General features: G+C 42.1%; 24 protein-coding genes and 1 tRNA gene. 11 read left to right on the forward strand and 14 right to left on the reverse strand.

Annotated features, from left to right (window positions below; genetic code table 11):
* The 4 genes from ACT3IB_RS14545 to rpsL form a co-directional block, all read right to left on the reverse strand.
* Positions 1-77: hypothetical protein (locus tag ACT3IB_RS14545; RefSeq protein WP_441000376.1), on the reverse strand; the 77-nt coding region annotated here is incomplete at its 3' end.
* 21 nt (positions 78-98) lie between these two features.
* Positions 99-2,249 carry an elongation factor G gene (gene fusA / locus ACT3IB_RS14550; RefSeq protein WP_491539757.1) on the reverse strand — a complete coding sequence of 717 codons (2,151 nt, stop codon included), beginning with the start codon at positions 2,247-2,249 and terminating at the stop codon, positions 99-101.
* Positions 2,250-2,275: 26 nt separating this feature from the next.
* Positions 2,276-2,743 (reverse strand): 30S ribosomal protein S7, encoded by a 468-nt coding sequence (gene rpsG, locus ACT3IB_RS14555; RefSeq protein WP_491539758.1) that lies wholly within the window; start codon positions 2,741-2,743, stop codon positions 2,276-2,278.
* Between the two features lie 36 nt (positions 2,744-2,779).
* Positions 2,780-3,151 carry a 30S ribosomal protein S12 gene (rpsL, locus tag ACT3IB_RS14560; protein WP_095607485.1) on the reverse strand — a complete coding sequence of 124 codons (372 nt, stop codon included), beginning with the start codon at positions 3,149-3,151 and terminating at the stop codon, positions 2,780-2,782.
* 197 nt (positions 3,152-3,348) lie between these two features.
* Between rpsL and recG the strand changes: the two genes are divergently transcribed.
* Positions 3,349-5,418: an ATP-dependent DNA helicase RecG gene (gene recG, locus ACT3IB_RS14565; protein WP_491539759.1), complete on the forward strand. Its 2,070-nt coding sequence runs from the start codon at positions 3,349-3,351 to the stop codon at positions 5,416-5,418.
* 14 nt (positions 5,419-5,432) lie between these two features.
* Here recG and ACT3IB_RS14570 read toward each other — a convergent pair whose 3' ends face one another.
* Positions 5,433-5,894: a DUF4112 domain-containing protein gene (locus ACT3IB_RS14570; protein ID WP_491539760.1), complete on the reverse strand. Its 462-nt coding sequence runs from the start codon at positions 5,892-5,894 to the stop codon at positions 5,433-5,435.
* A 74-nt stretch (positions 5,895-5,968) separates the two neighbouring features.
* Positions 5,969-7,789: a translational GTPase TypA gene (gene typA / locus ACT3IB_RS14575; protein ID WP_491539761.1), complete on the reverse strand. Its 1,821-nt coding sequence runs from the start codon at positions 7,787-7,789 to the stop codon at positions 5,969-5,971.
* A gap of 275 nt (positions 7,790-8,064) precedes the next feature.
* Between typA and ACT3IB_RS14580 the strand changes: the two genes are divergently transcribed.
* The 3 genes from ACT3IB_RS14580 to ACT3IB_RS14590 all read left to right on the forward strand — a co-directional run bounded on the left by ACT3IB_RS14580 (position 8,065) and on the right by ACT3IB_RS14590 (position 10,784).
* Positions 8,065-9,366: a ferredoxin reductase family protein gene (locus tag ACT3IB_RS14580; RefSeq protein ID WP_491539762.1), complete on the forward strand. Its 1,302-nt coding sequence runs from the start codon at positions 8,065-8,067 to the stop codon at positions 9,364-9,366.
* Between the two features lie 102 nt (positions 9,367-9,468).
* Positions 9,469-10,245 carry an SDR family oxidoreductase gene (locus ACT3IB_RS14585; protein ID WP_491539763.1) on the forward strand — a complete coding sequence of 259 codons (777 nt, stop codon included), beginning with the start codon at positions 9,469-9,471 and terminating at the stop codon, positions 10,243-10,245.
* Positions 10,246-10,364: 119 nt separating this feature from the next.
* A complete protein-coding gene (locus ACT3IB_RS14590; RefSeq protein WP_491539764.1) occupies positions 10,365-10,784 on the forward strand; it encodes a secondary thiamine-phosphate synthase enzyme YjbQ in 420 nt (139 codons plus the stop codon).
* 100 nt (positions 10,785-10,884) lie between these two features.
* On the opposite strand, the gene ACT3IB_RS14595 is transcribed toward ACT3IB_RS14590, so the two are convergent.
* The 8 genes from ACT3IB_RS14595 to ACT3IB_RS14630 all read right to left on the reverse strand — a co-directional run bounded on the left by ACT3IB_RS14595 (position 10,885) and on the right by ACT3IB_RS14630 (position 16,832).
* Positions 10,885-10,974: transfer RNA gene (locus ACT3IB_RS14595), tRNA-Ser, on the reverse strand.
* 75 nt (positions 10,975-11,049) lie between these two features.
* A complete protein-coding gene (gene hpt, locus ACT3IB_RS14600) occupies positions 11,050-11,616 on the reverse strand; it encodes a hypoxanthine phosphoribosyltransferase (protein WP_491539765.1) in 567 nt (188 codons plus the stop codon).
* A gap of 12 nt (positions 11,617-11,628) precedes the next feature.
* The gene (gene tilS / locus ACT3IB_RS14605) at positions 11,629-12,978 is read right to left on the reverse strand and encodes a tRNA lysidine(34) synthetase TilS (protein ID WP_491539766.1); all 1,350 of its coding nucleotides are present in this window, start codon (positions 12,976-12,978) and stop codon (positions 11,629-11,631) included.
* Positions 12,950-13,744: a biotin--[acetyl-CoA-carboxylase] ligase gene (locus ACT3IB_RS14610; protein WP_491539767.1), complete on the reverse strand. Its 795-nt coding sequence runs from the start codon at positions 13,742-13,744 to the stop codon at positions 12,950-12,952. Before ACT3IB_RS14610 ends, tilS begins: the two co-directional genes overlap by 29 nt.
* Positions 13,745-13,776: 32 nt before the next feature.
* The gene (locus tag ACT3IB_RS14615) at positions 13,777-14,652 is read right to left on the reverse strand and encodes a bifunctional phosphoglucose/phosphomannose isomerase (RefSeq protein WP_491539768.1); all 876 of its coding nucleotides are present in this window, start codon (positions 14,650-14,652) and stop codon (positions 13,777-13,779) included.
* Positions 14,642-14,815 carry a hypothetical protein gene (locus ACT3IB_RS14620; protein WP_491539769.1) on the reverse strand — a complete coding sequence of 58 codons (174 nt, stop codon included), beginning with the start codon at positions 14,813-14,815 and terminating at the stop codon, positions 14,642-14,644. Before ACT3IB_RS14620 ends, ACT3IB_RS14615 begins: the two co-directional genes overlap by 11 nt.
* Positions 14,816-14,827: 12 nt before the next feature.
* The gene (gene ptsP, locus ACT3IB_RS14625; protein ID WP_491539770.1) at positions 14,828-16,555 is read right to left on the reverse strand and encodes a phosphoenolpyruvate--protein phosphotransferase; all 1,728 of its coding nucleotides are present in this window, start codon (positions 16,553-16,555) and stop codon (positions 14,828-14,830) included.
* Positions 16,548-16,832, reverse strand: a complete 285-nt coding sequence (locus tag ACT3IB_RS14630; protein ID WP_491539771.1) for an HPr family phosphocarrier protein — start codon at positions 16,830-16,832, stop codon at positions 16,548-16,550. Before ACT3IB_RS14630 ends, ptsP begins: the two co-directional genes overlap by 8 nt.
* A 162-nt stretch (positions 16,833-16,994) precedes the next feature.
* Here ACT3IB_RS14630 and gatC point away from each other — a divergent pair, with 162 nt between their 5' ends.
* The 7 genes from gatC (at position 16,995) to ACT3IB_RS14665 (ending at position 24,534) form a co-directional block, all read left to right on the forward strand.
* Positions 16,995-17,282: an Asp-tRNA(Asn)/Glu-tRNA(Gln) amidotransferase subunit GatC gene (gene gatC, locus ACT3IB_RS14635; RefSeq protein ID WP_491539772.1), complete on the forward strand. Its 288-nt coding sequence runs from the start codon at positions 16,995-16,997 to the stop codon at positions 17,280-17,282.
* 99 nt (positions 17,283-17,381) lie between these two features.
* On the forward strand, positions 17,382-19,868 hold the full coding sequence (locus ACT3IB_RS14640; RefSeq protein ID WP_491539773.1) for a YfhO family protein: 2,487 nt from the start codon (positions 17,382-17,384) through the stop codon (positions 19,866-19,868).
* A 6-nt stretch (positions 19,869-19,874) separates the two neighbouring features.
* Positions 19,875-20,795, forward strand: coding sequence for a glycosyltransferase (locus ACT3IB_RS14645; protein ID WP_491539774.1), 921 nt, complete (start codon positions 19,875-19,877; stop codon positions 20,793-20,795).
* A gap of 45 nt (positions 20,796-20,840) precedes the next feature.
* A complete protein-coding gene (locus ACT3IB_RS14650) occupies positions 20,841-21,641 on the forward strand; it encodes a sulfotransferase family 2 domain-containing protein (RefSeq protein ID WP_491539775.1) in 801 nt (266 codons plus the stop codon).
* 59 nt (positions 21,642-21,700) lie between these two features.
* The gene (locus tag ACT3IB_RS14655) at positions 21,701-22,420 is read left to right on the forward strand and encodes a sulfotransferase (RefSeq protein WP_491539776.1); all 720 of its coding nucleotides are present in this window, start codon (positions 21,701-21,703) and stop codon (positions 22,418-22,420) included.
* Positions 22,421-22,465: 45 nt separating this feature from the next.
* On the forward strand, positions 22,466-23,548 hold the full coding sequence (locus tag ACT3IB_RS14660) for a DegT/DnrJ/EryC1/StrS family aminotransferase (RefSeq protein ID WP_491539777.1): 1,083 nt from the start codon (positions 22,466-22,468) through the stop codon (positions 23,546-23,548).
* Positions 23,549-23,550: 2 nt separating this feature from the next.
* Positions 23,551-24,534: a sulfotransferase family protein gene (locus ACT3IB_RS14665; RefSeq protein ID WP_491539778.1), complete on the forward strand. Its 984-nt coding sequence runs from the start codon at positions 23,551-23,553 to the stop codon at positions 24,532-24,534.

Consider the following 24,534-nt stretch of genomic DNA (forward strand, 5'->3'; position numbering starts at 1 on the left):
GTCTTCCCGTGGTCTACGTGACCTATCGTTCCTATGTTTACATGTGGCTTGTTTCGCTGAAATGTCTCTTTTGCCATAATACTATTAGTTAATGATGTTTAAGATCGTTCTTCCAGAATTTCTTTTTCTACATTATCAGGGACAATCTTAAACTCAGCAAATTCCATTGTGGAAGTTGCACGTCCCTGCGTCATTGATCTAAGATCAGTCGTATATCCAAACATTTCTGACAAAGGCACTTTGGCTTTCACAACTGAACCTTCTTTGTTGTTATCCATCTTGCCAATAATACCTCGTCGTCCATTGAGGTCTCCAATCACATCTCCCATAAAGTCTTCGGGAGTAATGACTTCGACATCCATAATCGGCTCCAGAATCTTCGGTGAAGCCTTTTTTGTAGAGTGACGAAATGCCATCTTAGCACAAAGCTCAAAACTAACCTGATCAGAGTCTACATCATGATATGATCCGTCATACAAGCGAACCCCTATATCTTCAACCGGATAATCAGCCTGAATACCAAAATGCATGGCCTCCTTGAATCCTTTTTCAACAGAGGGAATAAACTCCGTTGGAATATTACCACCTTTTATCTCATTGATGAACTTAAATCCTTCTTCCTCATCAACGGATACGTTATTGTCATCAGCATCAAACTCTTCAAAATGATCAAGCGGCCCAATTTCAAATTCCATATCGGCAAACTTACCACGTCCACCAGATTGCTTCTTGTAGGTTTCGCGGTGTGTTACGCTTGAAGTAATAGTTTCGCGATAAGATACTTGAGGTGCACCAACGTTGGCCTCAACCTTAAACTCTCGCTTTAATCGATCAACAATAATTTCCAAATGAAGCTCACCCATTCCGGCAATAACGGTCTGGCCCGTTTCCTCATCAGTATTGACCTGGAATGTAGGATCCTCTTCAGCCAATTTAATCAATCCGTTCTGCAACTTTTCGGCATCAGCTTTTGATTTAGGCTCTACAGCCAGCTTAATAACCGGTTCGGGAAATGTAATGTCCTCAAGAAGTATTGGGTCCTCCAAATCACAAAAAGAATCTCCGGTTCTCACCTGCTTAACCCCAACTGCAGCAGCAATATCGCCGGCACGTACAATTTCGAGATCTTTCTTTTCATTAGCGTGCATTTCAAGGATACGACCAACTCGCTCCTTTTCACCCGTCGTGGCATTATATATATATGAACCTTTTTCCAATTCCCCGGAATACACACGGAAGAATGTCAACTTACCCACATAAGGGTCTGTCATAATCTTAAATGCCAAAGCAGAAAACGGTTCCTGCACGCTGGGCTTTCGCTCTAATTTCTTGTCGTGATCCTGGGGATGCTTACCGACAATTGGAGGAATATCATAAGGGCTAGGCAGATACTTAATCACTTTATCAAGTACCGTTTGCACGCCCTTGTTCTTAAGAGCAGACCCACACATTACTACCGTAATATCTCTGTTCAGTGTAGCTTCTCGGAGAGCGTTCTCAATCTCTTCTTCACTAATTTCTTGATCCATCAGATAGTTTTCCATAAGAGCATCATCATGATCAGCAATAGACTCAATCATTACCTTGCGATACTCTGCGGCCTTCTCTTTGAGATCATCAGGAATTTCAATCTCATCATACTCCATTCCAAGAGACTCCTCATCCCAGATGATACCCTTCATCTTAATAAGATCAACAACGCCACGGAAGGTATCTTCAACTCCGATTGGAATTTGAATTGGAACCGGATTGGCATTCAGCTTATCCCTCATTTCTTCAACAACATTGAAGAAATCCGCACCTACGCGGTCCATCTTATTAACAAAAGCCATCCGAGGCACATCGTACTTATTAGCTTGCCGCCACACCGTTTCTGATTGCGGCTGAACGGCACCAACTGAGTCGAAAACACCGATCATACCATCCAGAACACGAAGCGAGCGCTCTACCTCAACGGTAAAGTCAACGTGACCGGGAGTATCAATAATATTAATGCGGTGATCTTTCCAGATGCAGTGCGTAGCAGCAGAAGTGATTGTAATACCTCGCTCCTTCTCCTGATCCATCCAATCCATCTGAGATGCACCATCATGCGTTTCACCGATACGATGAGTAATACCTGTATAATACAGGATTCGTTCCGTCATCGTCGTCTTACCAGCATCTACGTGAGCCGCAATACCAATATTACGGGTACGTTTAATGCGGTCTACTATTTTTGGATCTGTTTTTGTCTTCGTCTCAGCCATTACTATAAATTACTATCGTAAATCGTTTAAAATCTAAAGTGCGCAAATGCTTTATTTGCTTCAGCCATGCGGTGAACCTCATCCTTCTTTCTTACCGCTCCGCCTTCATTATTTGATGCATCCAACAGCTCCCGAGATATTCGTCGAGCCATTGATTTATCATTTCGCCCCTTGCTGGCCGAAATTAACCAACGCATTCCAAGTGCAGTACCGCGATCGGGACGAACCTCCACAGGTACTTGGTATGTCGAACCGCCCACTCGTCGTGCGCGAACCTCAACAACCGGCGTTACATTACTGAGGGCTTCTTTAAATACATCCATACCCTCTTCACCGGTTTCTTCTTCAATTATTTCAAAAGCCTGATAAAGAATTTTTCGGGCAACGTTCTTTTTGCCGTCTCTCATCAGATTGTTTACGAAGCGCGTTACCAGCTTATCACCAAATACGGGATCCGGTTGTACATCACGCTTATCTGCTGTCTTTCTTCTCATATTCTTATCGGTTTATTTCCTACTCAACAATTATATCTAATTAGGCTTCTTAGTACCGTAAAGACTTCGACCCTGCTTGCGATCTTCAACACCAGCAGTATCGAGTGTTCCCCTCACGATATGGTAACGAACACCAGGCAAGTCTTTAACACGACCGCCACGAACAAGCACGATGCTGTGTTCTTGCAAATTGTGTCCCTCACCGGGAATATATGCAGTTACCTCATATCCATTTGTCAAACGTACACGAGCAACCTTACGCAAAGCCGAATTTGGCTTTTTGGGCGTAGTAGTATACACTCGAACGCAGACCCCACGCTTTTGTGGGCAGTTTTCCAAGGCAGGCGCCGTTGTTTTACTCGGCTTGCTTTTTCTACCTTTACGAATAAGTTGTTGTATTGTAGGCACGATTTATAAACGCTTAATTGATTTTTCGGTCGAACAAGAGTTGCCAATGATAAGGATTTTGCACCTACTAATGCAAGAAAAAAATATGATTTATTTCTATTTTTATCCCATCGGGCTCATTAGTTTACAAACCGCCCATAAAGTAGCTCAATTTTGTTCAAATAAGTAGTATAAAGTAATATATCAGTATATCTATTTTGAAATTAGTCGATCTACCAAGCTTAAGCACCAAGCGATTAAAAGCCCTTTCTGAGAGCGGAATCGATTCGCTGTTGGATCTGCTAAATTGGTTTCCACACCGGTATTTAGACCGTACAACGGTCCTTTCAATCCGGCAGGTGAAAGGTCAGGGCGAAGAAGTAACGGTGGTTGGCCGCATCAAGAAAATACAGCAAAAAGGATACGGTAAAAAGAAAAGACTCGAAGTTATCTTGCAGGATGATACCGCATCCCTGAAAGGCGTATGGTTTAAAGGAGGGTACTATATAAAGAAGCAGTTTTCTGAAGGCGATGCAGTGGCCTTCTTCGGAAAGGCGAAGCAATATGGGCGCTATGTATCGATGGCTCATCCAGAATGGGACAAGGTTGGTGACAACACAGATATTCAAGACCTAAAACAGATAGTACCCATTTATCCCAGCAATAAAACGTTTTCGAAACGCCGAATTACCAGCAAGCTCATACACCAATGGCAAAAGGTAATCCTGAAACATGAGCGTCCGCCGGAATTTTTACCTGATGTCATTCGAGATCAGCATAATCTGCCCCAGCGACACGAAAGCTATCGTATGATCCATTTTCCCGAATCACAATCCGAATACAAACAGGCCTTTAAGCGATTCAAGTTTGAAGAACTCTTTCTTTTTGAACTGAGTGTAGCCAAAACCAAGCACGAAATAATCGAAAAAAACCAAGGTCCTCTTTTTGAGGATATGGGAAATTACACACAGCGATTTTTTAACGTGCATCTGCCCTTTGAACTAACTAACGGACAAAAGTCCGCTCTATCGGATATCAAAAAAGATGTGCGATCAGGCAAACAGATGAATCGACTTATCCAGGGCGATGTCGGCTCAGGGAAAACAATTGTTGCTCTTGGTGCTATCCTGATGGCCCTGGATAATGGCTACCAGGCCGCATTTATGGCTCCCACGGAAATTCTGGCCGAGCAGCACTTCCGCACGCTCTCAGATTATTTAGATCCGCTGGATTTAAATGTGCGGCTACTGGTTGGCAATCAAAAAACCAGCTTGCGAACCGATATTCTTACTGATATTGAAGGCGGCAATTGTAATATCGTCGTCGGCACTCATGCCGTCATTCAGGATCAAGTTGCTTTTAACAATCTCGGATTAGCTGTTATTGATGAACAGCACCGCTTTGGCGTAAAGCAACGCGCCGAAATTCTCACTAAAGGTTCACATCCCCATGTGCTGGTCATGTCGGCCACCCCTATTCCCCGCTCGCTGGCCATGACCTTATATAGTGATCTGGATATTTCTGTCATAAAAGGATTGCCCGGTGGACGAAAACCCGTTAAAACAGCTGTTCGTCATCAAAGTAAACACGGCGATATTTATAACTTTGTAGAAAAAGAACTCGAGGAAGGCGGACAGGCATATGTGGTTTATCCGTTAGTGGAGGAATCCGAGAAAATGGATCTCAAAGATGCTACCGCCGGATATAAGAAACTCAAAAAACGTTTCTCAGATTTTGAAGTAGGATTGCTTCACGGTCGTATGGATTCTGATGAAAAAGAAACAGTAATGCAGCAATTTATTAATAACGAAATTCAGGTACTTGTATCTACTACCGTTATCGAGGTAGGGGTAGATGTACCTAACGCAAGTATTATGATTGTAGAGCATGCAGAGCGATTTGGGCTTTCCCAACTCCACCAGCTAAGGGGACGCATTGGACGTGGCAAGCGACAGAGTTACTGTATATTAGTGCACGGACAAAAAGTAAGTAAAGAAGGGAAATTCCGCCTGCGAAAAATGGCCCAGACAAGTGATGGATTTGAAATTGCCGAAGCTGATCTGAAGCTGCGCGGACCAGGCGATTTTCTGGGCACCAAGCAAAGTGGCCTCCCCGAATTTCGTGTGGCTGATATCGTTGAAGACCAATGGATTCTGGAACAGGCCAAATCAGCAGCTTGGAAGATTATGAATCATGATCCCGACCTGCAAAATTCGGAGCACCAAGAATTAAAAAAAGTGTTTATGCCCTATTATAAAGAGAGAAGTAAATTTTACGGGATGGGATAATTGCCTTTGTTACACTATGAAATCAGCAATCCTATGGCTTCGGCAATTAGCCATCCGATAAGCAAAATAATTGCGATAAGAATAGCAATAAATTGTACAACCACGAACCATATCCACAGGCGGCTTTCACTGGTTGTTTTCTGTGGATGTTGTTGCAGTTCCTCCAAAATGCGGGCATTGCGCAGGTTGGTCTTCCAGTAGACATCAAAAGCTTCGCCCAGTATCGGTATGGATCCAACTAGCACATCCATAAGGATATTCATAAACATTCGAGCTAACACGGCGCCATTGGCTTGTAAAAGGGCCGCTTTAATCAAGAAATATAGGGACACGCCTCCGGCCATCACATCCCCTGCCCCGGGAACGAGTCCAATTATGGGATCAATCCCAAAACGGATATTGGTGCCGGGAATCCGATACTTGTTATCGAGGAGTTCGGCAAGCCGCTCTTCGGTATTTCGTTTTTTGTCCGGCATTGTTCAGCCATTACCGATAAAAAGTTAGTAGCGAATCACATCCTACCTTGAAGCGAACGAAGCTTCAAAGCTGTTTATGCAAACTCTTTGTTCTTCTTTGCTCGTTTCCGCTCGTTGAAGTCGAGATATTTCTTACGGATTCGCAAGCTTTTAGGTGTTACTTCCAGCAGTTCGTCATCATCTATAAACTCGATGCACTGCTCCAGACTCATCTTCTTGGCGGGAGCAATTTTCACCTCATCTGCACTTTGCGTAGCACGATGGTTTGTCAAGTTTTTCTTCTTGACCACATTAATCACCAAATCATCAGAACGATTATTGATACCAACAACCTGTCCCTCATAAACCTTATCGCCGGACTCAACCAGAAATGTCCCGCGATCCTGCAGACCCTCGAGGGCATAACTCGTTACTTCTCCTTTTTCCAAGGCAATCAATGTTCCGCTATTGCGACCCGGGATTTTACCTGCAAAAGGCTCGTAAGCATCAAATTGCTGATGCATTATGCCGGTGCCGCGCGTTTCGGTAAGCATTTCGCCCCGGAATCCGATCAAGCCGCGAGAAGGTACCTTAAATATCAGGCGATTATTTTCGCCTTCCTGCGTCATTGATGTCATAATTCCTTTCCGTTGTTGGAGGTTGTCAATCACACGATTACTATAATCTTCGTGAACATCTACAACCACCTCTTCAAAAGGTTCGTGCTTTTGACCATCAATTTCTTTGAAGAGCACTTCCGGCCGAGATACCGCAAATTCATATCCCTCGCGCCGCATTGTTTCAGTGAGGATAGCAAGCTGCAATTCTCCACGTCCCGATACTTTATATATATCCGGATCATCGGTCTGCTCCACTTCAATGGAAACATTGGTTCGCGTCTCACGCATCAGGCGATCTTTAATCTGGTTTGAAGTCACATATTCCCCTTCCAAGCCGGCAAATGGCGAATCATTCACACGGAAAAACATCGCCATCGTTGGCTGATCAATGTCATAGTAGTCGAGTGCCGTCATATCGGTGGTGGCAGTAAGCGTATCACCAATATCTACTTTTTCATACCCAGCCAGGGCAAAAATATCTCCTGCAATCGCCTTTTCAACGGGCTCACGCTTTAATCCATTAAACGTATAAAGCTTTGTCGCCTTGGCTTTTTCTTTGAGTTTTCCATTGCGATCGAGCAGTGCAATCTGTTGCCCCTGCTCAATAGTTCCCTGTTCTACGCGTCCGATGGCAATTCGCCCCACATAGTCGTTCCAGTCCATACTGCTCACCAACATCTTAAAGGGAGCATCCATTACTTGTTCGGGAGCAGGAATGGTTTCAATAATCTGCTCAAATAACGGACTCAAATCATCGTTGTCGTCTTCAAGTTCGTTTTTGGCAATACCGTTGATCCCTTCAGCATAGATGATAGGGAAATCAAGCTGTTCATTAGTCGCATCGAGCATTACAAAGAGGTCAAAAATTTCATTCAATACCTCATCAGGACGCGCGTCCTTGCGATCTATTTTGTTAATCACAACAATAGGTTCATATCCCAATTGAAGTGATTTTCGCAGCACAAATTTTGTCTGTGGCAGCGGACCTTCTGCGGCATCCACCAGAATAATTACCCCATTTACCATTTTAAGGATGCGCTCCACTTCTCCCCCAAAATCGGCGTGGCCAGGCGTATCCACAATATTAATCTTGGTTTCTCCCCACTTAACGGCTGTATTCTTGGAGCTTATGGTAATGCCTTTTTCTTTCTCCAGATCACCGGAATCCATCACACGTTCGGCTACCTCTTCGTGCTCGTGAAACGTTCCGCTCTGTTTCAACATTTCGTCAACCAATGTGGTTTTGCCGTGATCAACGTGAGCAATAATCGCAATATTTCTAATATCCTTGTACATAAACAGTATTGATTAAAATCGGATTGAATACCTCAAACAGCGCCAAAATACGATGGTATCATTATAAATTTACTTTAGAATGACGCAGAAGTGCATGTCGATGAGCCTGACAATCCTATAAAATTTAGCCAGCAAAGATACGGCTTTATTTACCCAATTCCTTATCATAAAATCTTATTGTTTTAAATATTACAATATTCCATAGGTTGACTGTCAACTGCCCCTGACCTACATTGGGCATTAGTAACCAACCCAAGTTATTTAGGTATGGAGTAATGCGAAGCAAACAAACAGTTGCAACAAGCGTAATAATTGGCCTTACCATACTGGCAATACCTCTTTGGGTGATCTCTTATCCCGAAACGACTTTTCGACACAACCTGAATCCCTGGCTTATTAGCAACAGTCAGTTGGCTGGTCTTCTTGGCTTTGTGCTATACAGTTTTTCTCTCGTACTTTCTACCCGACTTCGATGGATTGAAGACCTATTTGGCGGCTTAGACAAAGTCTATCAAACGCACCACACCATTGGGAAAGCAGCATTTTTCCTGATCCTTTATCACCCGCTAGCATTAGCCGCACGATGGGTGCCACAAGATGTCGGGAAAGCGATACAATACCTACTCCCCACTCACCGCCGGCTCGCAATCGACCTTGGCAGCTGGGCCCTACTGGTATTTTTCTTATTGATGCTGGTTACCCTGGTTATTAAAATTCCCTACGACAAGTGGAAGCTAACCCACAAACTTACGGGCATCGTTTTTCTGCTAATTATTCCACATTTTTTTCTATTGGATGCATTGGTCAATGCCAATATTCCGCTCGCCATTTATGTAGGATTTTTCTCCCTTCTCGGAGTTATCAGCTTTTTTTACAAATCTGTTTTCTTTGACTGGATTACCGATAAAAAGTCTTATACCGTAAAAAAGGTAAATAGACTTAATAACAACGTTATGGAAGTGACCCTTACACCTGATCGTAGTCAACTAGAGTTTATTCCGGGACAATTTTGTTTTTTTAGCTACCGTCATTCTTCTATCAGCAACGAAGCCCATCCTTTTACTATCTGCAGTACTACTTCAGAAAATGATATAACTATAGTTGTTAAAGCCTTAGGAGATTATACCAATCACCTTTTTGAAACTCTTCAACCTGGTGTTAAAGCATTAATCGAGGGACCATATGGTCGGTTTAATTATAATGATTCCAATCAGCCACAGCTCTGGATTGCCGGTGGTGTAGGAATCGCTCCATTTATCAGCTGGGCAAATAATCTACTTATGGAGCCACCTCCATCTGACTTTGATGCAGAGTTATATTACTGCGTCAATAATAAAGAAGAAGCCGTCCATGTGGAGAAATTTAAAGAACTTGAAAGTACATTATCAGGCTTTTCTTTCTACTTAACTTGTGCTGATCGAGAAGGTTTTTTGTCCGTTAAGGAAATTCAAGATTTCAAAGGAAGAGAAATCTTTATCTGTGGTCCCAAAGAAATGAGGCAATCGCTATTAAAGGAATTCCGGCAGCTGCAGGTACCAGGTAAAAGCATACATTTCGAGGATTTTGACTTTAGCTGATTATTCATTGAGCACCAATAGTTCAATTTTAGCATCACTGATATTGAACAGTTACCTTAGTAATCATTATTACTAAATAGAAATTATTGATTTGATACTGATATGGATTTAAAAATTGACAACCAGCGCTTTATTGTTTGCGGAGCAAGCAGTGGATTTGGACGTGCAATCGCAGAACTTTTATTGGATGAGGGAGCAAGCATTATTGCTGTTGCCCGCCGCGAGAAAAAACTTAATAAACTCAAAGAATCATATAATGGGCAAGTAGATATTGTAGCCGGTGACTTAACGGATGATGATACCCACAACAAAATTGAAGCAGCTATTGGTAATAGCCAACTTCACGGGGTAGTTATTAATGCAGGAGGACCTCCGGCCCTAACTCCGCTCGAAACAGCTATTTATGATTGGGATGAGGCTTATGAAAATGTCATGCGCTGGAAAATTGAATTGGTGCTACGGTTAGTTTCATATTTTACTTCAAAAGAATATGGACGCATTCTGTTTGTAGAAAGCCAGTCTGTTAAACAACCTATTCCCTCCTTAGTGCTCAGCAATTCGTTCCGTGCAGGCATGGTAGGATTTGCCAAGTCGTTATCACAGGAAGTGGCCAAGCAAGGTGTTACGGTGAATGTCTTCGCGCCGGGATCCCACGATACACCGGCCATTGAACGGGTAATTAAGAAAGCTGCAGATGAGTCTGACAAATCAATGGAGGAAATCCGTGAAGAAATGGAAGCTTCGATCCCGGTTGGACGCTTTGGAAAAGGTGAAGAAATCGCCTCACTGGCAGGTTGGATTTTATCTCCTCATGCTTCTTATGTTACCGGGCAAACCATCAGTCACGATGGCGGAAACATTCAAGGACTGTTCGGTTAAGTGCAATCGGCAGAAGTGTAACATAAAAGGCAGAGTATAAACAACAGATCGTTACTCCTAAATATCAGAGTTGATAACGTTGATCTAATGTAATTCTCATTCTCTAATTCTTAATTCCAATGTGGTATCAGACAAAGGTTACCCTTTCGGCAAAATCACGGGGTTTTCACATCATCACGGATGAAGTGTTAAAGCAAGTCCCTGAAATAAAGAACATAAATACAGGTATTGCGCATATCTTCATTCAGCATACCAGTGCCAGCCTCACCATCAATGAAAATGCGGATCCTTCCGTACGACGAGATTTTGCCTCTCATTTTAAACGGATGGTACCAGAAGACACCTCTCTGTATGAGCATACACTCGAAGGCCCCGATGATATGACTTCGCATATCAAAAGCTCGTTATTGGGGCATTCAGTGAATATCCCTATCACAAATGGAAAGTTAAATCTGGGAACCTGGCAGGGGATTTATCTATGCGAACATCGAAACAATGGAGGGAACCGAAAGCTTGTAGTCACCCTGCATGGGGAATAATGAAATTAACTCAAATCACCTATCCCAAAATCCTCAATTAAAAAAGCTTCGCCGAGCAAGCTTTACTAAGCCTGCTCAACGAAGCCTTGGCGTAGTTGAGCGGAGAGGGAGGGATTCGAACCCTCGATACCCCGTATGGGGGTATACTCCCTTAGCAGGGGAGCGCTTTCGACCACTCAGCCACCTCTCCAATAAAGAGTCGCAAATATAAGTGCCTTAGCAAATTTTATCAATGCTTAACTGAAATTTCTTTTTCTAAGAATAGTTATTCCTCCGGATCACTATCAAGAATGTAAATTTGTGCTAAGTTTCTTCCCTCCTGGGCATAATCCAAGCCGTATCCCAACACAAAGAGGGTGGGAATTTTAAATCCCACATAATCGAGCTGCACGTCGTGGTGCGTTGCCTCTGTCTTGTGCAGAAGTGTTACAGTAGCAATAGATTCGGGATTCTTCTTCTGCAACTTATCCACCAGGTAATTCATCGAGAGTCCGGTATCCACAATATCTTCTACCAAAATCACATGCCGGCCTTCAATATCGGCATCAATATCTTTAAGATCAGTTACTTCTCCCGACGATACCTTTTCATCGCCGTAGCTGCTGAGCTTTAAAAAGTCGACCTCGCAGGGGATATCCACCTGTCGCATCAGATCCGACAGAAAAATATATGCACCGTTAAGCACGCCAATAAAAATTGGATTCTTTCCCTCATACTTTGCCGAAAGCTCATCCCCAAGTTCGGCTACTCGTTCGTCAAGCTCTTTTTGAGTAAGGTATATACTAAATATTTCGCCGTTACAACTAACGGTTTCAGGCGTGTATAATGACATGTAACAATATAATTACTTAATTATGAGGTAACATTTCGTTTTGGCATCGCACTTAACCTGCTCCGAAATAGTGCCCCGGGATGACTGATTTTTAATTGGCGGAAAGATAAGAGCACAGATTGTTTCTTCAAAAGATTCTATAACGAGTACTTTTTCCTTATCAACAGCACTTACTTTTCGATTCGTTAAGTGCTCGGCAACGGTTTGATGCCCCTGCATTCCCAATGGCTGCAGACGGTCACCTTCTTTCCATTGCCGCACGGTGACAGGCCAGGACATTTTATCAGCATCCATGAAAAGAGCTCTGGTCAAATCAGGATCGGCCAACTGTTCTACCGTTAATAGCTGACTACCAACCTCAACTTCCGAATTCTTTAACCTGATGCGAGAAAGTGTTTGAGGCCTGAATGCGTCCTCATCACTTTTAGTAACCACATAATGCTCACGATCTCGAACAATCGAAATTCCTGATGTCAGTCCAATCTTTTTTCCTGTCTGAAGCTTTTTAAGTTCGCTGACCCGATGCAAATTCCGTTGCGATATTTGGATATCAGGTTCTTGCTTTTTTACAAGATGCAATACCAAAGCTCGCTGCAAGCCTGACTCCAATTCATCAAAAGCCTGTTTTTGAAGTCCGGTTTCATCCAATATTCGGTCAGCAATCCATTCCAGCGCATCCTCATAATTCTGGGCTTCTTCTGCTAGCCTTAGGATATTATCTTGCCATCCCGGGAAAAATCTTTGCAATTTTGCCGTCCATTGATTGCGTAAAAAATTCCGGGCAAAATTATTTTCTGAATTAGACTCATCGATCCGATATGGAATTCCTTTTTGTTCAGCATATTGTTCAATTTGTTGGCCTGAGACAGATAACAATGGACGAAAAAGCGCTCCATCCCATACATCCATCCCGCTCCAACTGGCCATACCCGCACCGCGGTAAATTTTTTGCAATATCGTTTCTAACTGATCGTCTCGGTGATGTGCCAACGCAATTCCATCGGCGTCATACGCTTCAACTAAATCCCTAAAAAAACGATACCGAACATCACGAGCCCACTGCTGAAAGTTTTCTCCCTGAGCTTCTTTGGGATCAACATCTCTAAGCTCAAATTCGAATCCCCACTCCTTTGCTTTTTCTGCAACAAGCTTTGCATCTTTATCAGATGCTTTTCCTCTCTTGTGATAATTTACATGCGCAACTATTCCGGAGATGTTTAGCCTAAACAAGCTGTGGAGTAAACTCATAGAATCCACACCGCCGCTGACTGCAATAATTAAGAGAGGTACTGTGGTATCAAAAGCGGAATCTATCGATTCCCTAACACTCTGTTCAATTAGTGACAAGTTGGATCTGCTCATAAGAAAATGAATCTATTCCGCCGTCCCTGTTCAACATCAATAATGCACCGTTCTCATCTATACCTAACAACTTATATAATTCCTCTTGCACCTCATCATCAATTTTAAGACCAACCCACTGTCCATACCCAATGATATTCCGGTTTATGGTCTTTATTAATGAAGGTTGCTGCTGTTCCCATAAGGTATATTGGTACTCGATTCGGTTTAGCAAGTCGGCCAAAAACTGCTCTCGATTAATATCTTCTTCCTTCTCAAGCGCAACGGAAGTGGCAACTTCTTCCAATTCACCGGAAAACTTTTGCTGATTGATATTCAGGCCAATCCCAATAATTAAGCGATCAAATGTGTTACCGCTAAAGACCGCTTCAGTTAAAATACCGCCCGTTTTTTTATCGTTCAGGATTATATCATTGGGCCACTTTATAGCTGCGCATGATGCATTTAAAAACTCATTCAGCTTTTCAACAATTGCCAATGCACAAGCTAATGTCAGTACATGGAAACGGCCGACATCAGCAGGGGTTAACACAATTGAGAACGTAAGATTTTTTTCCTTTCCGGATTCCCACTTCCGCTCATATTGTCCCCTCCCCCGGGTTTGATGATCTGTCAAACAAAACAACCCATGTTCAATTTTTTCGGATGGTAGTTTTTTAAGGTAGGTGTTTGTTGATTCTAACTCCTCGAAATAATGAATACTGTGGCCCAGCCATTGGGTATTCAGTTTTTGTAAAAAAACGGACTGATCGAATGTTGAATTCAACGTTTTAAAATACTATAGATTAAACATTATGCCTACGCCTCGGATAACTTACTCTTTAACAAGTCTATCTTAGCTATAGGAGTAGGATCTACATTATTTACGATAGCCAGGTAAAAGCTTGTCCAGTCAGCCAATTGAATAAGTGAAAACATACGTGTAAGACGTGTTTGTCCCCGGGTTTTAAGAATATGCATCGAAGCGGTTTGATCTTCCACCAGCTCCTCTACTATCTCCATACGCCGTTGTACCCTCGGATTATCCTCCTTGTCAATCAAGAGGATCACCGACAAGCGGCCGGTGAGATGTACAATACGCTCCCATCCCACAATTTCATTGTGATTCATTTCCGGTAGTGTATTGCCATATGCCAGCGTTTTAGAATTTTCTGCAAATTGATTTCGCCACCGCAGATTCACAGACTCCATCATCGTACCGTCAGAGTAAATAATCGGGAGGGTATCATTTAGCTCTCCCGCTAAATTCAGTGCTTCGTTATCCTCGGGATTTGAAAACAACTCATTTTGTTCAGATAAAAACCGGGCGGTGTCTTTTAATGCCCCATCACGCTCATCAACTATTCCAAGATACTGGAAAATCCTGTATAACGGCACAAAACTATATCCGAGTGCCGCCCGCGGAGGCATTCCCCGCGATATTTTAATGTAATCAAATTCCTCTTTAGCTGCCCTAACCATCAGCTCACCACCGGTTGTCACAGCTATGGTTTGTGCTCCTTTTTCACGCGCCGTTGTTAAAGCCGTTAAAGTCTCTTCCGTATTACCAGAAAAACTACACCCTACAAATAGGGTATTTTCATCTACCCAGCCTGGGATTTCATAGTGTCGGACAACCTGAATAGGATACGGACTGCTGTCGTAGCAAAACGATCGAATAAGATCAGCACCCATTGCTGAGCCCCCCCATCCCCGCAAAACATATGTTGGATATGCGTTCGTCATCAATATTTAGCTCAATATCCTTTGTTCGTTCCACTGCTTCTTTCCACTGCTCTGGGAAGGTGGTTAAAAACTCCCACATATTTTGGCTGTCAATCGATTTAATATCCTCCAAAGTCATATATACTTATTCTTTTTTCTCCCAATTAGAAAATATCTGGTCAATATCATCCAACGTTTCTGCTTTTAAGGCCTTTTCAGCAAGCTGTTGCATATCCGCATATGAATTTGATCTTAACAACTGTTTTACCGACGGCAATACCACTGCATTCATGCTTAAGGTATTGATACCGATTCCCATCAAACAGCATGCTGCAATAGGATCCGAAGCCAATTCCCCACATACACTTACCGGTACTTCGTTATTTTTACCTGCTTCAAACACTTCTTTCATCAATCGCCAAATAGCCGGGTGGCGCTGATCATACAAGTGCGATATTCGTTCATTCCCCCGATCAACGGCCAAAGTATATTGTGTCAGATCGTTAGTCCCAATACTCAAAAAATCGGCATGCCGGGCAAAAATATCAGCCTTCAAAGCTACACTCGGGACCTCAACCATCAAGCCCAATGGGATATTTTCGTCAATTTCAACTCCCTCTCCCAACAACTCATCCTTAACCTCATCAATAATATTTTTAAGCTTATTAATTTCATCAATCGTCGAAATCATCGGGACTAATATGCGAATTCGTCCCACAAAATCAACAGACGTTTTTAAAATTGCCCGCAACTGATTTTTTAACAGTTCTGACTGCTCTAATAACATCCTTATTCCCCTCCAACCGAGAAAGGGATTCTGCTCTTTTTCTTCATCCCCAAAAAACTTATCTCCCCCCACATCAAACAAACGTATTGTAACTTGATGGGGAGCAGCTAGTTCAAGAAGGGAAGAATAAAAAGCAACCTGGTGATCTATATTCTGAAACTGTTCTCGACTCAGATAAAGTGATTCTGTTCGCAATAATCCCACACCCTCAGCCTGATATTTATTGGCAATACTCAGCTCCTCTGCAAACTCAATATTAGCTTGCAATGTGAATGGTGCTCCATCAGATGTTTTGTTCGGCTTTTTACAGAGGGATTCAAAATCGGCCTGTTTCTTGCTCTGCTGAGCAATCAAGCTCTTATACTTTTTCCGGGTTTCATTTTTAGGGGCAACAACTACCTCTCCATTGCGCCCATCTAGCACAACTTCATCACCGGAGCTAATAACTTCGGTCGCTTTTTTAGTCCCGACCACAGTGGGAATATTCATTGACCGGGCAATAATTGCTGCATGCGAAGTGGCACCGCCCCGGTCTGTAATTAATCCTTTTATATCGCGATTGGAAAATGAGATAATTTCCCGCGGACTCAACTCCCGAGCCACTAAAATCGTACCTTCTTTAATATCATCTCTCTTGTTATGTAGAATCTGTAACAAACGGTCACGGATATCAGAAATATCTACTGATTTATTTTGGAATGTATCTCCATGATTTTGGCGAATCACCTGCAGATAACTTCGGAAGATACTTTCTACCGCCGAATCAACAGGTTTGTTGTTTGCTGAAATTTCTTGCTCTACCCGATCGCTTAGTTCTGGATCATTTAAAATAGCAATCTGCATCTGTATAAGGTCAGACGATGCTTTCAAATCAGTATTTTGTAACAATGCCTGCAGTTCTTCCTCGGCTATATCAAGAGCCTCATGAAATTTACGGATGTGGGCTTCCGTTTCATTGTTAGAGATCTGCGAATCAGAAACATGCGGGCGCACACGTTGGTAGAGACTCGTGTTACCTATCACGATACCAGGACAGGCAGGGGCCCCGGAAATATATCTCTCTTTATTATTTTTCTGATCACTCATTTCCATCCTCATAAACTTCACCAAATCCATCACCAATAAGCTCGGTAATAGCTTCTGTAGCCTCTTCCTCATCAGGTCCGTTGAGTTCTAACTCAAGCTCGGCCCCTTTTTCAGCAGCAAGTGTCATTACCCCAAGAATACTCTTTCCATTTACTTTATATCCATAGAGATGGATGTAAAAATCGGATTCAAATTTTGATGCCAATTTCACCAATGCGGCTGCTGGTCGAGCATGCAAACCGGCATCGTTAACAATCGTAACTTTCTTCTTTATCATCCTGTATTATTTCATTTAAATCGTAAAATGCCAATTATTAAACTAACTATCCACAGCACTTATCAATAATATATCGTTTCCAGGAGGCTTCGAAAGAATTGTAAACTTAGCTGCTGTTTTCTTAACTTAATTGCCATTTATAACTGCTAAAATCCATACTACATGTCTGTAACAAAAAAGGACGTAAACTACGTTGCTGATTTGGCTCGTTTACAACTGAGTGAAGAAGAAACGGAGTCGCTGGTGAACGATATGAACCAGATCCTCGACTATATGACAACCCTTGAAGAGCTTGATACATCCAATGTAGAACCACTTGAGCACGTCATCGACTTGGAATATCGCCTGCGTGATGACAAAGCAAAAGAGCCACTTTCTCACGAAGATGCTCTTAAAAACGCGCCGGATGCCGACACTGATTATTTCCGCGTGCCTCGAGTTATCGAATAAGAATACTTTCAAAAGGCATATCCTCCGTTAGCATATCAGTTAATGGATATATGCAACAGTTCAGAAATACATTTTTATTCTATCTAAATATCCTCCACTTTGAGTAAAAAAGAGCAAACCCATTCTTTAAGGGAAGATTTTATTTCAAAACTATCAGCCAACAAGAAACATACTATTTCGTTGGCTGTACTTTTCATTCTCCCACTTTTGCTATATTCAGCTATATTTTTCGGTGGCAAGCAATTTCTAGGTAATGATGTACTGCAGTGGAGGGCCGGAGCTGAGTCTGTTATCGAACACGTTGACACCTACGATGAGCATCCGCTCTGGGCATCCAATATGTTTTCGGGCATGCCATCAACTGTTATTCATAATCCTCCTCCACCGCCCAGCATCGATTCTTTCTTTCAATGGATGGGCGGTCAAGCTCATCCCCTGGCATTCTTTTGGATACTCTTAAGTGGCGCCTATCTCTTTTTTGTCGTTCAAAAAGTGCGCCCATTTTCGGCAGCCATCGGAGCTATCCTCATCGGATTTACAACCTATCTGCCCATTGTTATCGAAGCCGGCCATTATGCCAAGTTTATGGCCTTTTCGTTTGTTCCCTGGATGTTCGTCGGCTATTATATGATTTCCCAATCTCAAAAAAAACTATTAGCCTTTTTTACATTTGCGCTGGCGGTAATGCTACAACTCCGAGCAAATCATCCCCAGATAACCTATTACTTTTTGTACCTGCTGGGCTTTTGGTGGATCTACGACAGTTGGCTGGCCTACAAAAAAGAGGAACTCTGGGATTGGGCGCAGCGAACGGGTATCGCTTTTGGGGCCGGTATTTTGGGCATTCTTTGCAGCATTGACCTATACTGGCGGCTTTATGAATATTCACAGTACAGCACTCGGGCTGGCTCTACGCTGGCATCATCAGGTGGTAGCGGCGGACTCACACTCGAATACGCTTTTAGCTGGTCGCAAGGAGTCGGGGAATTACTAACGCTCATTATCCCGGGACTCTACGGCGGATCATCCGGCGAAGCCTACTGGGGACCAAAATCATTTACCAGCGGTCCACATTACTTTGGAGCTATTGCTTTTGTCTTGGCATTGATAGGACTGTTTACGTATCGGAAGAAAATAAAGTACCTATTCTTTGGCGTGGGCTCGCTAACCCTCCTGTTTTCATTGGGGCATAACCTGCCGGCATTTAATGAATTTGCCTTCAATTACATCCCCTATTTTGCTAAATTCCGCGTTCCGGAAACTTGGCTCATTGCTACTGTTTTCTGTTTTGCGGTAGTAGCCGTATATGGCATAGAGGCTCTTTTTGATATTGCTAAAGATAAACAGAAATCACTAAAGGAATTATACACTCCGATCGGTCTAGCTATTGGACTGGGGGTTATTTTTGCCTTTGGAAGCAATGCTCTTCTTTCTTTTGAAAAACCCGGTGAATTCCAACAATATGCACAACAGGTAGCTCAACAGAATAATGTATCCCCTGATAATCCCCAGGTTCAACAGCGGGTACAAAACTTTATTAACACAAGGTTAAAACCCAATCGCAAAGAGATGGCCAGTAATGATTCCACCCGCTACCTCATTTTAACGTTGCTCGCCGCAGGGCTTATTGTTGGCTTTGTGAAACAAAAAGTTAGCAAAGGATATCTGCTTATTGGGTTATTGGCTCTCACAGCCTACGATATGCTTAGTGTTGACAGCCGCTACGTTAACGAGGAGCAAATGGCTTCGGATACGCTTGAAGCCGAACAAATGATCCAACGCCAGCAAACGCCCGCTGATAAGTTTATTATGCAAAATATTGATTCCGGAGAGGGCTATCCTTATCGCGTATTCCCATTGAATCGCAATCCCTTCAACAACGCTATTCCATCATACTTTTATCCGACCATCGGCGGATACTCCGGGGCAAAGCTGGCTCATTACCAAGATCTGATTGATCATTTGTTGATGGATAACCAAACGGGATTCAACCACGCTGTGCTCGATATGCTGAATACAAAGTATCTAACTATTCAGCAGCAGCTTCCTTTCGGGGGTTATACTGAGGTATTCAGTCAAAATAACCAGCGGGTATACCGCAACGATGACGTACTGTCCAAAGCCTTTTTTGTGGATTCCGTTGCCACTGTTGGCTCACCACAACAAGCTGTAGACCGTATGAAGCCTTCGGCCAATTTTGCCCCCTCTTCAACAGCTATCGTAGAAACAGACGATGCGGTTAGTTCATCCGCTGATACCACGGCTCAGATTACCATTGAAAACTATAAACCCAATGAAATCACGCTCAATACTGCATCCGAAAAAGATCAGTTTTTAGTACTGAGTGAAATATATTATCCCGAGGGATGGGAAGCGACAATCGATGGCGAACCCACGGAAATTTACAAAACCAATTTTGTACTGCGCGGATTACAAATTCCGGCCGGTGAACATTCGGTAAACCTAACGTATGAACCGATTTCAAATATCTGGGGCGGACGCATTGCCTGGGCGGGACATATTGTGTTATACATACTGGGAATCGCCATAGTTGTTAAATCCTTTCGAAAACAGGATCAAGCATAAAAAGTTATGGCAACAGCGCCCGGCATTTCTTTTGTCATATGCACCTATAACAGGGCAGGTTATCTACAAGACACGCTTCATTCTCTCCTCAAAAATGAAGCCGACCCCAACCGTTTCGAGCTTTTGATTGTCGACAATAATTCAACAGACGAAACATCGGCTATTGCTCAACAATTTATTGATGGTTTTCCTAAGCACCATATCCGGTACGTAAAAGAATCGCGGCAGGGACTTTCATTCGCACGCAACCGAGGTGCTAAAGAGGCAAAAAACCGGATCATCACATTTCTTGATGATGATATCTCGACTGACATTGACTTTATCAACAACTGGCTTCATTTCTTTGATACCCATCCAACCGCACAATGTGCAGGTGGAAGAATTGAGGTTCAGTTTGATGATCCACGCCCTGATTGGATGTCCTACTTTTTACTTCCTCTGCTGGGTCATCACAATTTGGGAGATTCTATAAAAAAATATAAACGCCACAAATATCCCTTTGGTGGAAATATGGCATTTAAACGCTCCGTTTTTGATCAGCACGGCTTTTTTGATACAGAGCTTGGACGCAAGGGTAATCAATTAAAAGCCAGTGAAGAAAAAGAGTTCTTTCAGCGTCTGAAAACAGCGAATACGGATATCTATTACGTGCCTAAAGCAACCCTATATCATCGGGTTGATAAACAGCGGCTTACCAAAGAATATATCAGAAGACAAGCCATTGGCTTAGGTCAGAGTATTGCATTACAACTGCAAGAAAGAACTAAAGCTGATAAATTTATAAAAGGTGCCGGCGAACTTTTTAAAATGTTGGTAACACTGGGATTATTTCTACCGTATACACTAACCCTTCAATTTTCAAAGGCTGTGATGCTTATCAAATTTCGTAAATGGATTATAGAAGGCTACCTTTCGGTCACTCCGTAAACGCTTCCCGTTTCATCAGCTCAGATTTATACTATTTTCCTGATAATGATCTTAACAAACGACTTTGTCTTTATTCATTTTCCAAAAAATGCCGGGTCATTTGTCACCCAGTGCCTAAAAAAAATCTACGATGGCAGATCCAATAAATTCGAAGAGAAAAAAATAACGGACTATTTTTACTACCTCTTCGATAAAGAACGCACGAACTATGCTAAAAAATACATGTCCAAGGCACTGGCCTACAATGGGGAAAAAATTAAGACACAGCACCAAGGATGCGACGAAATTCCAAAGAAGCACGAACACAAGCCCATAGTAAGCACCATACGAAATCCATTCGACCGATATGTATCACAATATAAATTTGGCTGGTGGAAGAGAAATCCGGTTTTAAAAGAGGAAAAACTCAAACGGCTATTCCCCAATTTCCCTGATCTCAGTTTCTCTGAATATCTTGATTTGGTATTGAATTATAACCTTGAAAATACCAAACAAAAAAATAACATCACGCTAGATATCGGTATTTACAGCCTCTACTACATCAAACTTTTCGGTAAAAACTATTTAGAATTGCTATCCTCAATAGATAGTATTGAGGAGCTAAAAGACCGCCACTTTTATAACGCCGATTTCCTGTATCAAGAAAACCTGCGCGATGAACTGTTTAAATATCTAAAACAGTTTGGATGGCCTGAGGATAAACTCCAAGTAATTTATGATCACAACAAAGCTAATACCAGCCGAGATGACTTTTCGTACAGAGAATATTATTCGCAGGAGAATATTGACTTGATTAAGGACAAAGAAGCCTTAATTTTCAAATTATTTCCATCATATACGTTTTAAATACGTGGGAACAAGTCTTGGTTCTAACATATAATTACTTTTCCCACAATGAATATTTTATGATTACGAAGTTAACAAAGAATTTTCCAACAGGAGTAAATATATTTGCGAGGAGAGCACTCGACAAACTTATTAAGCCTTCAAAAGATCGAGTGTTCTGCATATCCATGCAGCGAACCGGCACCACCTCTACGGGTGACTTCCTTGCTGATCACGGCTATTCTGTGGCTGGATGGCCAGTTTCAAACTATTACAATTGGCCATATAATTCCTCAATAGGCAACTATGAGGCAATCTTTAACTCTACTGCTTTTCAAGCTTACAATGCCTTTGAAGATTCACCGTGGTATCATCCCGATATGTACAAAAAGCTGTATGACCGCTTCCCAAGTAGTAAATTTATTTTATTCCAGCGGGATAGTGATGAATGGTTTGATTCAATGGTGAGACATTCTGGTGGAAAAACACCGGGAAACACCTTTCGCCATTGTCAAGTGTATAATCGATTACCGGAATTCTATAAAAAACTGGTAAATGACGATAATTTTCATCCATCACTTAACGAAAGCGATAACCTCATGAGCCTACAAGGCAAAAGGAAGCACTATATAAAGGTTTATGAGAATTACAATAATGAGGTCATTACTTTTTTTGAAAACGCAAACCCGGAGAGGCTTTTTACCGCACACCTTAAAGATCCTGATAAGTGGAAAAGGCTGGGCGACTTTTTGGGAGTCAGCGTAGATAAGAATTATAAAAAGCATTCAAATAAATCCTGATGAGCATCTTTTTATAATAAAACTGCTCGTAAATAAACGAATTCGATGGAAGATAAGATACCCGTTACACAACCCTTTTTACCTCCTCGTGAGGAATACGAGTCTTTCCTGGCAGATATTTGGGAGCGGAACTGGCTTACAAATAACGGACCTTTGGTAAAGAAGCTGGAAGATGAGTTGATCAATTATCTCGGAGTCAAAGAGCTAAGCTTGGTTAGCAATGGTACCATTGCACTTCAAATTGCCATGAAAGCCCTTAACCTGCAAGGCGAAATTATCACAACACCTTTTTCGTATGTAGCAACTACAAGCAGTATTGTATGGGAAAACTATACCCCTGTTTTTGTTGATATCCATCCGGAAACATTTAATCTGGATCCACAAAAAATTGAAGAGGTAATTACTCCAAAAACATCGGCCATTATAGCGACCCATGTATATGGAAATCCTTGTGACATTGAAGGCATACAAGCTATTGCTGACCGACATGATCTCAAGGTCATTTATGATGCTGCACACTGTTTTGGAACAAAATACAAAGGCAAATCCATCTTTAATTACGGAGATATCAGCACATGCAGCTTTCACGCCACAAAACTTTTCCACACGGTAGAAGGGGGAGCAGTCGTAACAGATGATCCCGAATTGCGAAGAAAAATAAACCTTATGCGCAATTTTGGCCACGATGGCCTAAACAACTTTACCGGCGTCGGCATCAACGGCAAAAATTCTGAACTACATGCGGCGATGGGGCTGGTAAATCTCCGATATATTGATTCGGTGCTTGCCCAGCGCAAAAAATTAAGTGGGATTTACGACCGCTATTTAAAAGATGTTGATGTTAGTAAACCTACCATACAGTCTCATTCGGAATACAATTTTTCTTATTACCCGGTGTTATTCAATAGTGAAAAACAAGTTGACGAAGTACAATCAAAGTTAACCGAAGCGAATATTCAAACGCGACGTTACTTCTATCCCCTGCTGTCTGAACTCGATTATGTGAATAAATGGAACACCACCCCTGTTGCAAATCGAATTTCGAAACAGATTTTATGTCTACCTTTTTATCATGAACTATCTGAACAGACCATTGCCAGAATCTGTAAGATCATAAAAAGCGTTTAACCATGAAGCTTAAACGAGTTTTTATCCTCTATTCAGAACGGTCTGGCAGCAACTTGCTGCGCGTTCTTCTGGGCAATCATCCAGATCTATCAGCGCCGGTTTCTCCCCAGTTTTTTGACAGCTTTACTCCTCATGTTGAAAAGTTTGGAGATCTCAGAAAAAGGGAAAACAGCATTTCGCTTATTTCACGCCTGATAACATATGCCAATCACCCATTCAGTAACTGGAATCTCACGATATCAGGGGAAGATATCTATTCAGAATTCACCCCACAGAACTTTATTGAAACTGTAGACGCTTTATATGCTACCAAAGCCCGAGAAGAAAATAAATTGGGATATGTATGCAAAGAAAGACATCTGTTCAATTATGGCGGGCTAGTGATGTCCAGCTTGTCTGATATTGACTGGATCTTTCTGCACCGTGACCCCCGCGATGTTGTGAGTTCCTGGTTCAAAAATAATATGCTTTATTTCACCGCCTACGAAGCAGCCCAGTCGTGGAAGGAAGATCAAAAAAAGTGCCTTGCCTTACATCACGCCTATAACCTTTCATATCATCAACTTAGTTATGAAGAACTTATTACGGATACAGAACAAACCTTAACGCCGCTCTTAACGTATTTGAACCTGAATGTTGACGACCAGTGCTTTAAAAATGAGCAACATAATGAGGAAGCCAATCGAAATGTGTTGTGGAAAAATCTGAACAAACCCATTGATTCATCTAATAAGCAGAATTACATAGATATTCTCTCTCAAAAACAAACCTTGATTGTTGAGTCGGTTTGTAAACAGCTGATGAAAAATCTTGGGTACCAATTAGAAACTGATGGGAAATGGTCTCCTGCTATCGGAGAAACTAATTATCAATACGTTAACAAGGTCAAAGAACTTCTGAATCAAAAAATACGATCAAACAAAGAAATCTCGAATCTTCTCCAAGACCGACAAAATTTGAAGCACGAACTTATAAACAGTTTATAG

Source organism: Fodinibius sp. GM21, assembly GCF_058386955.1.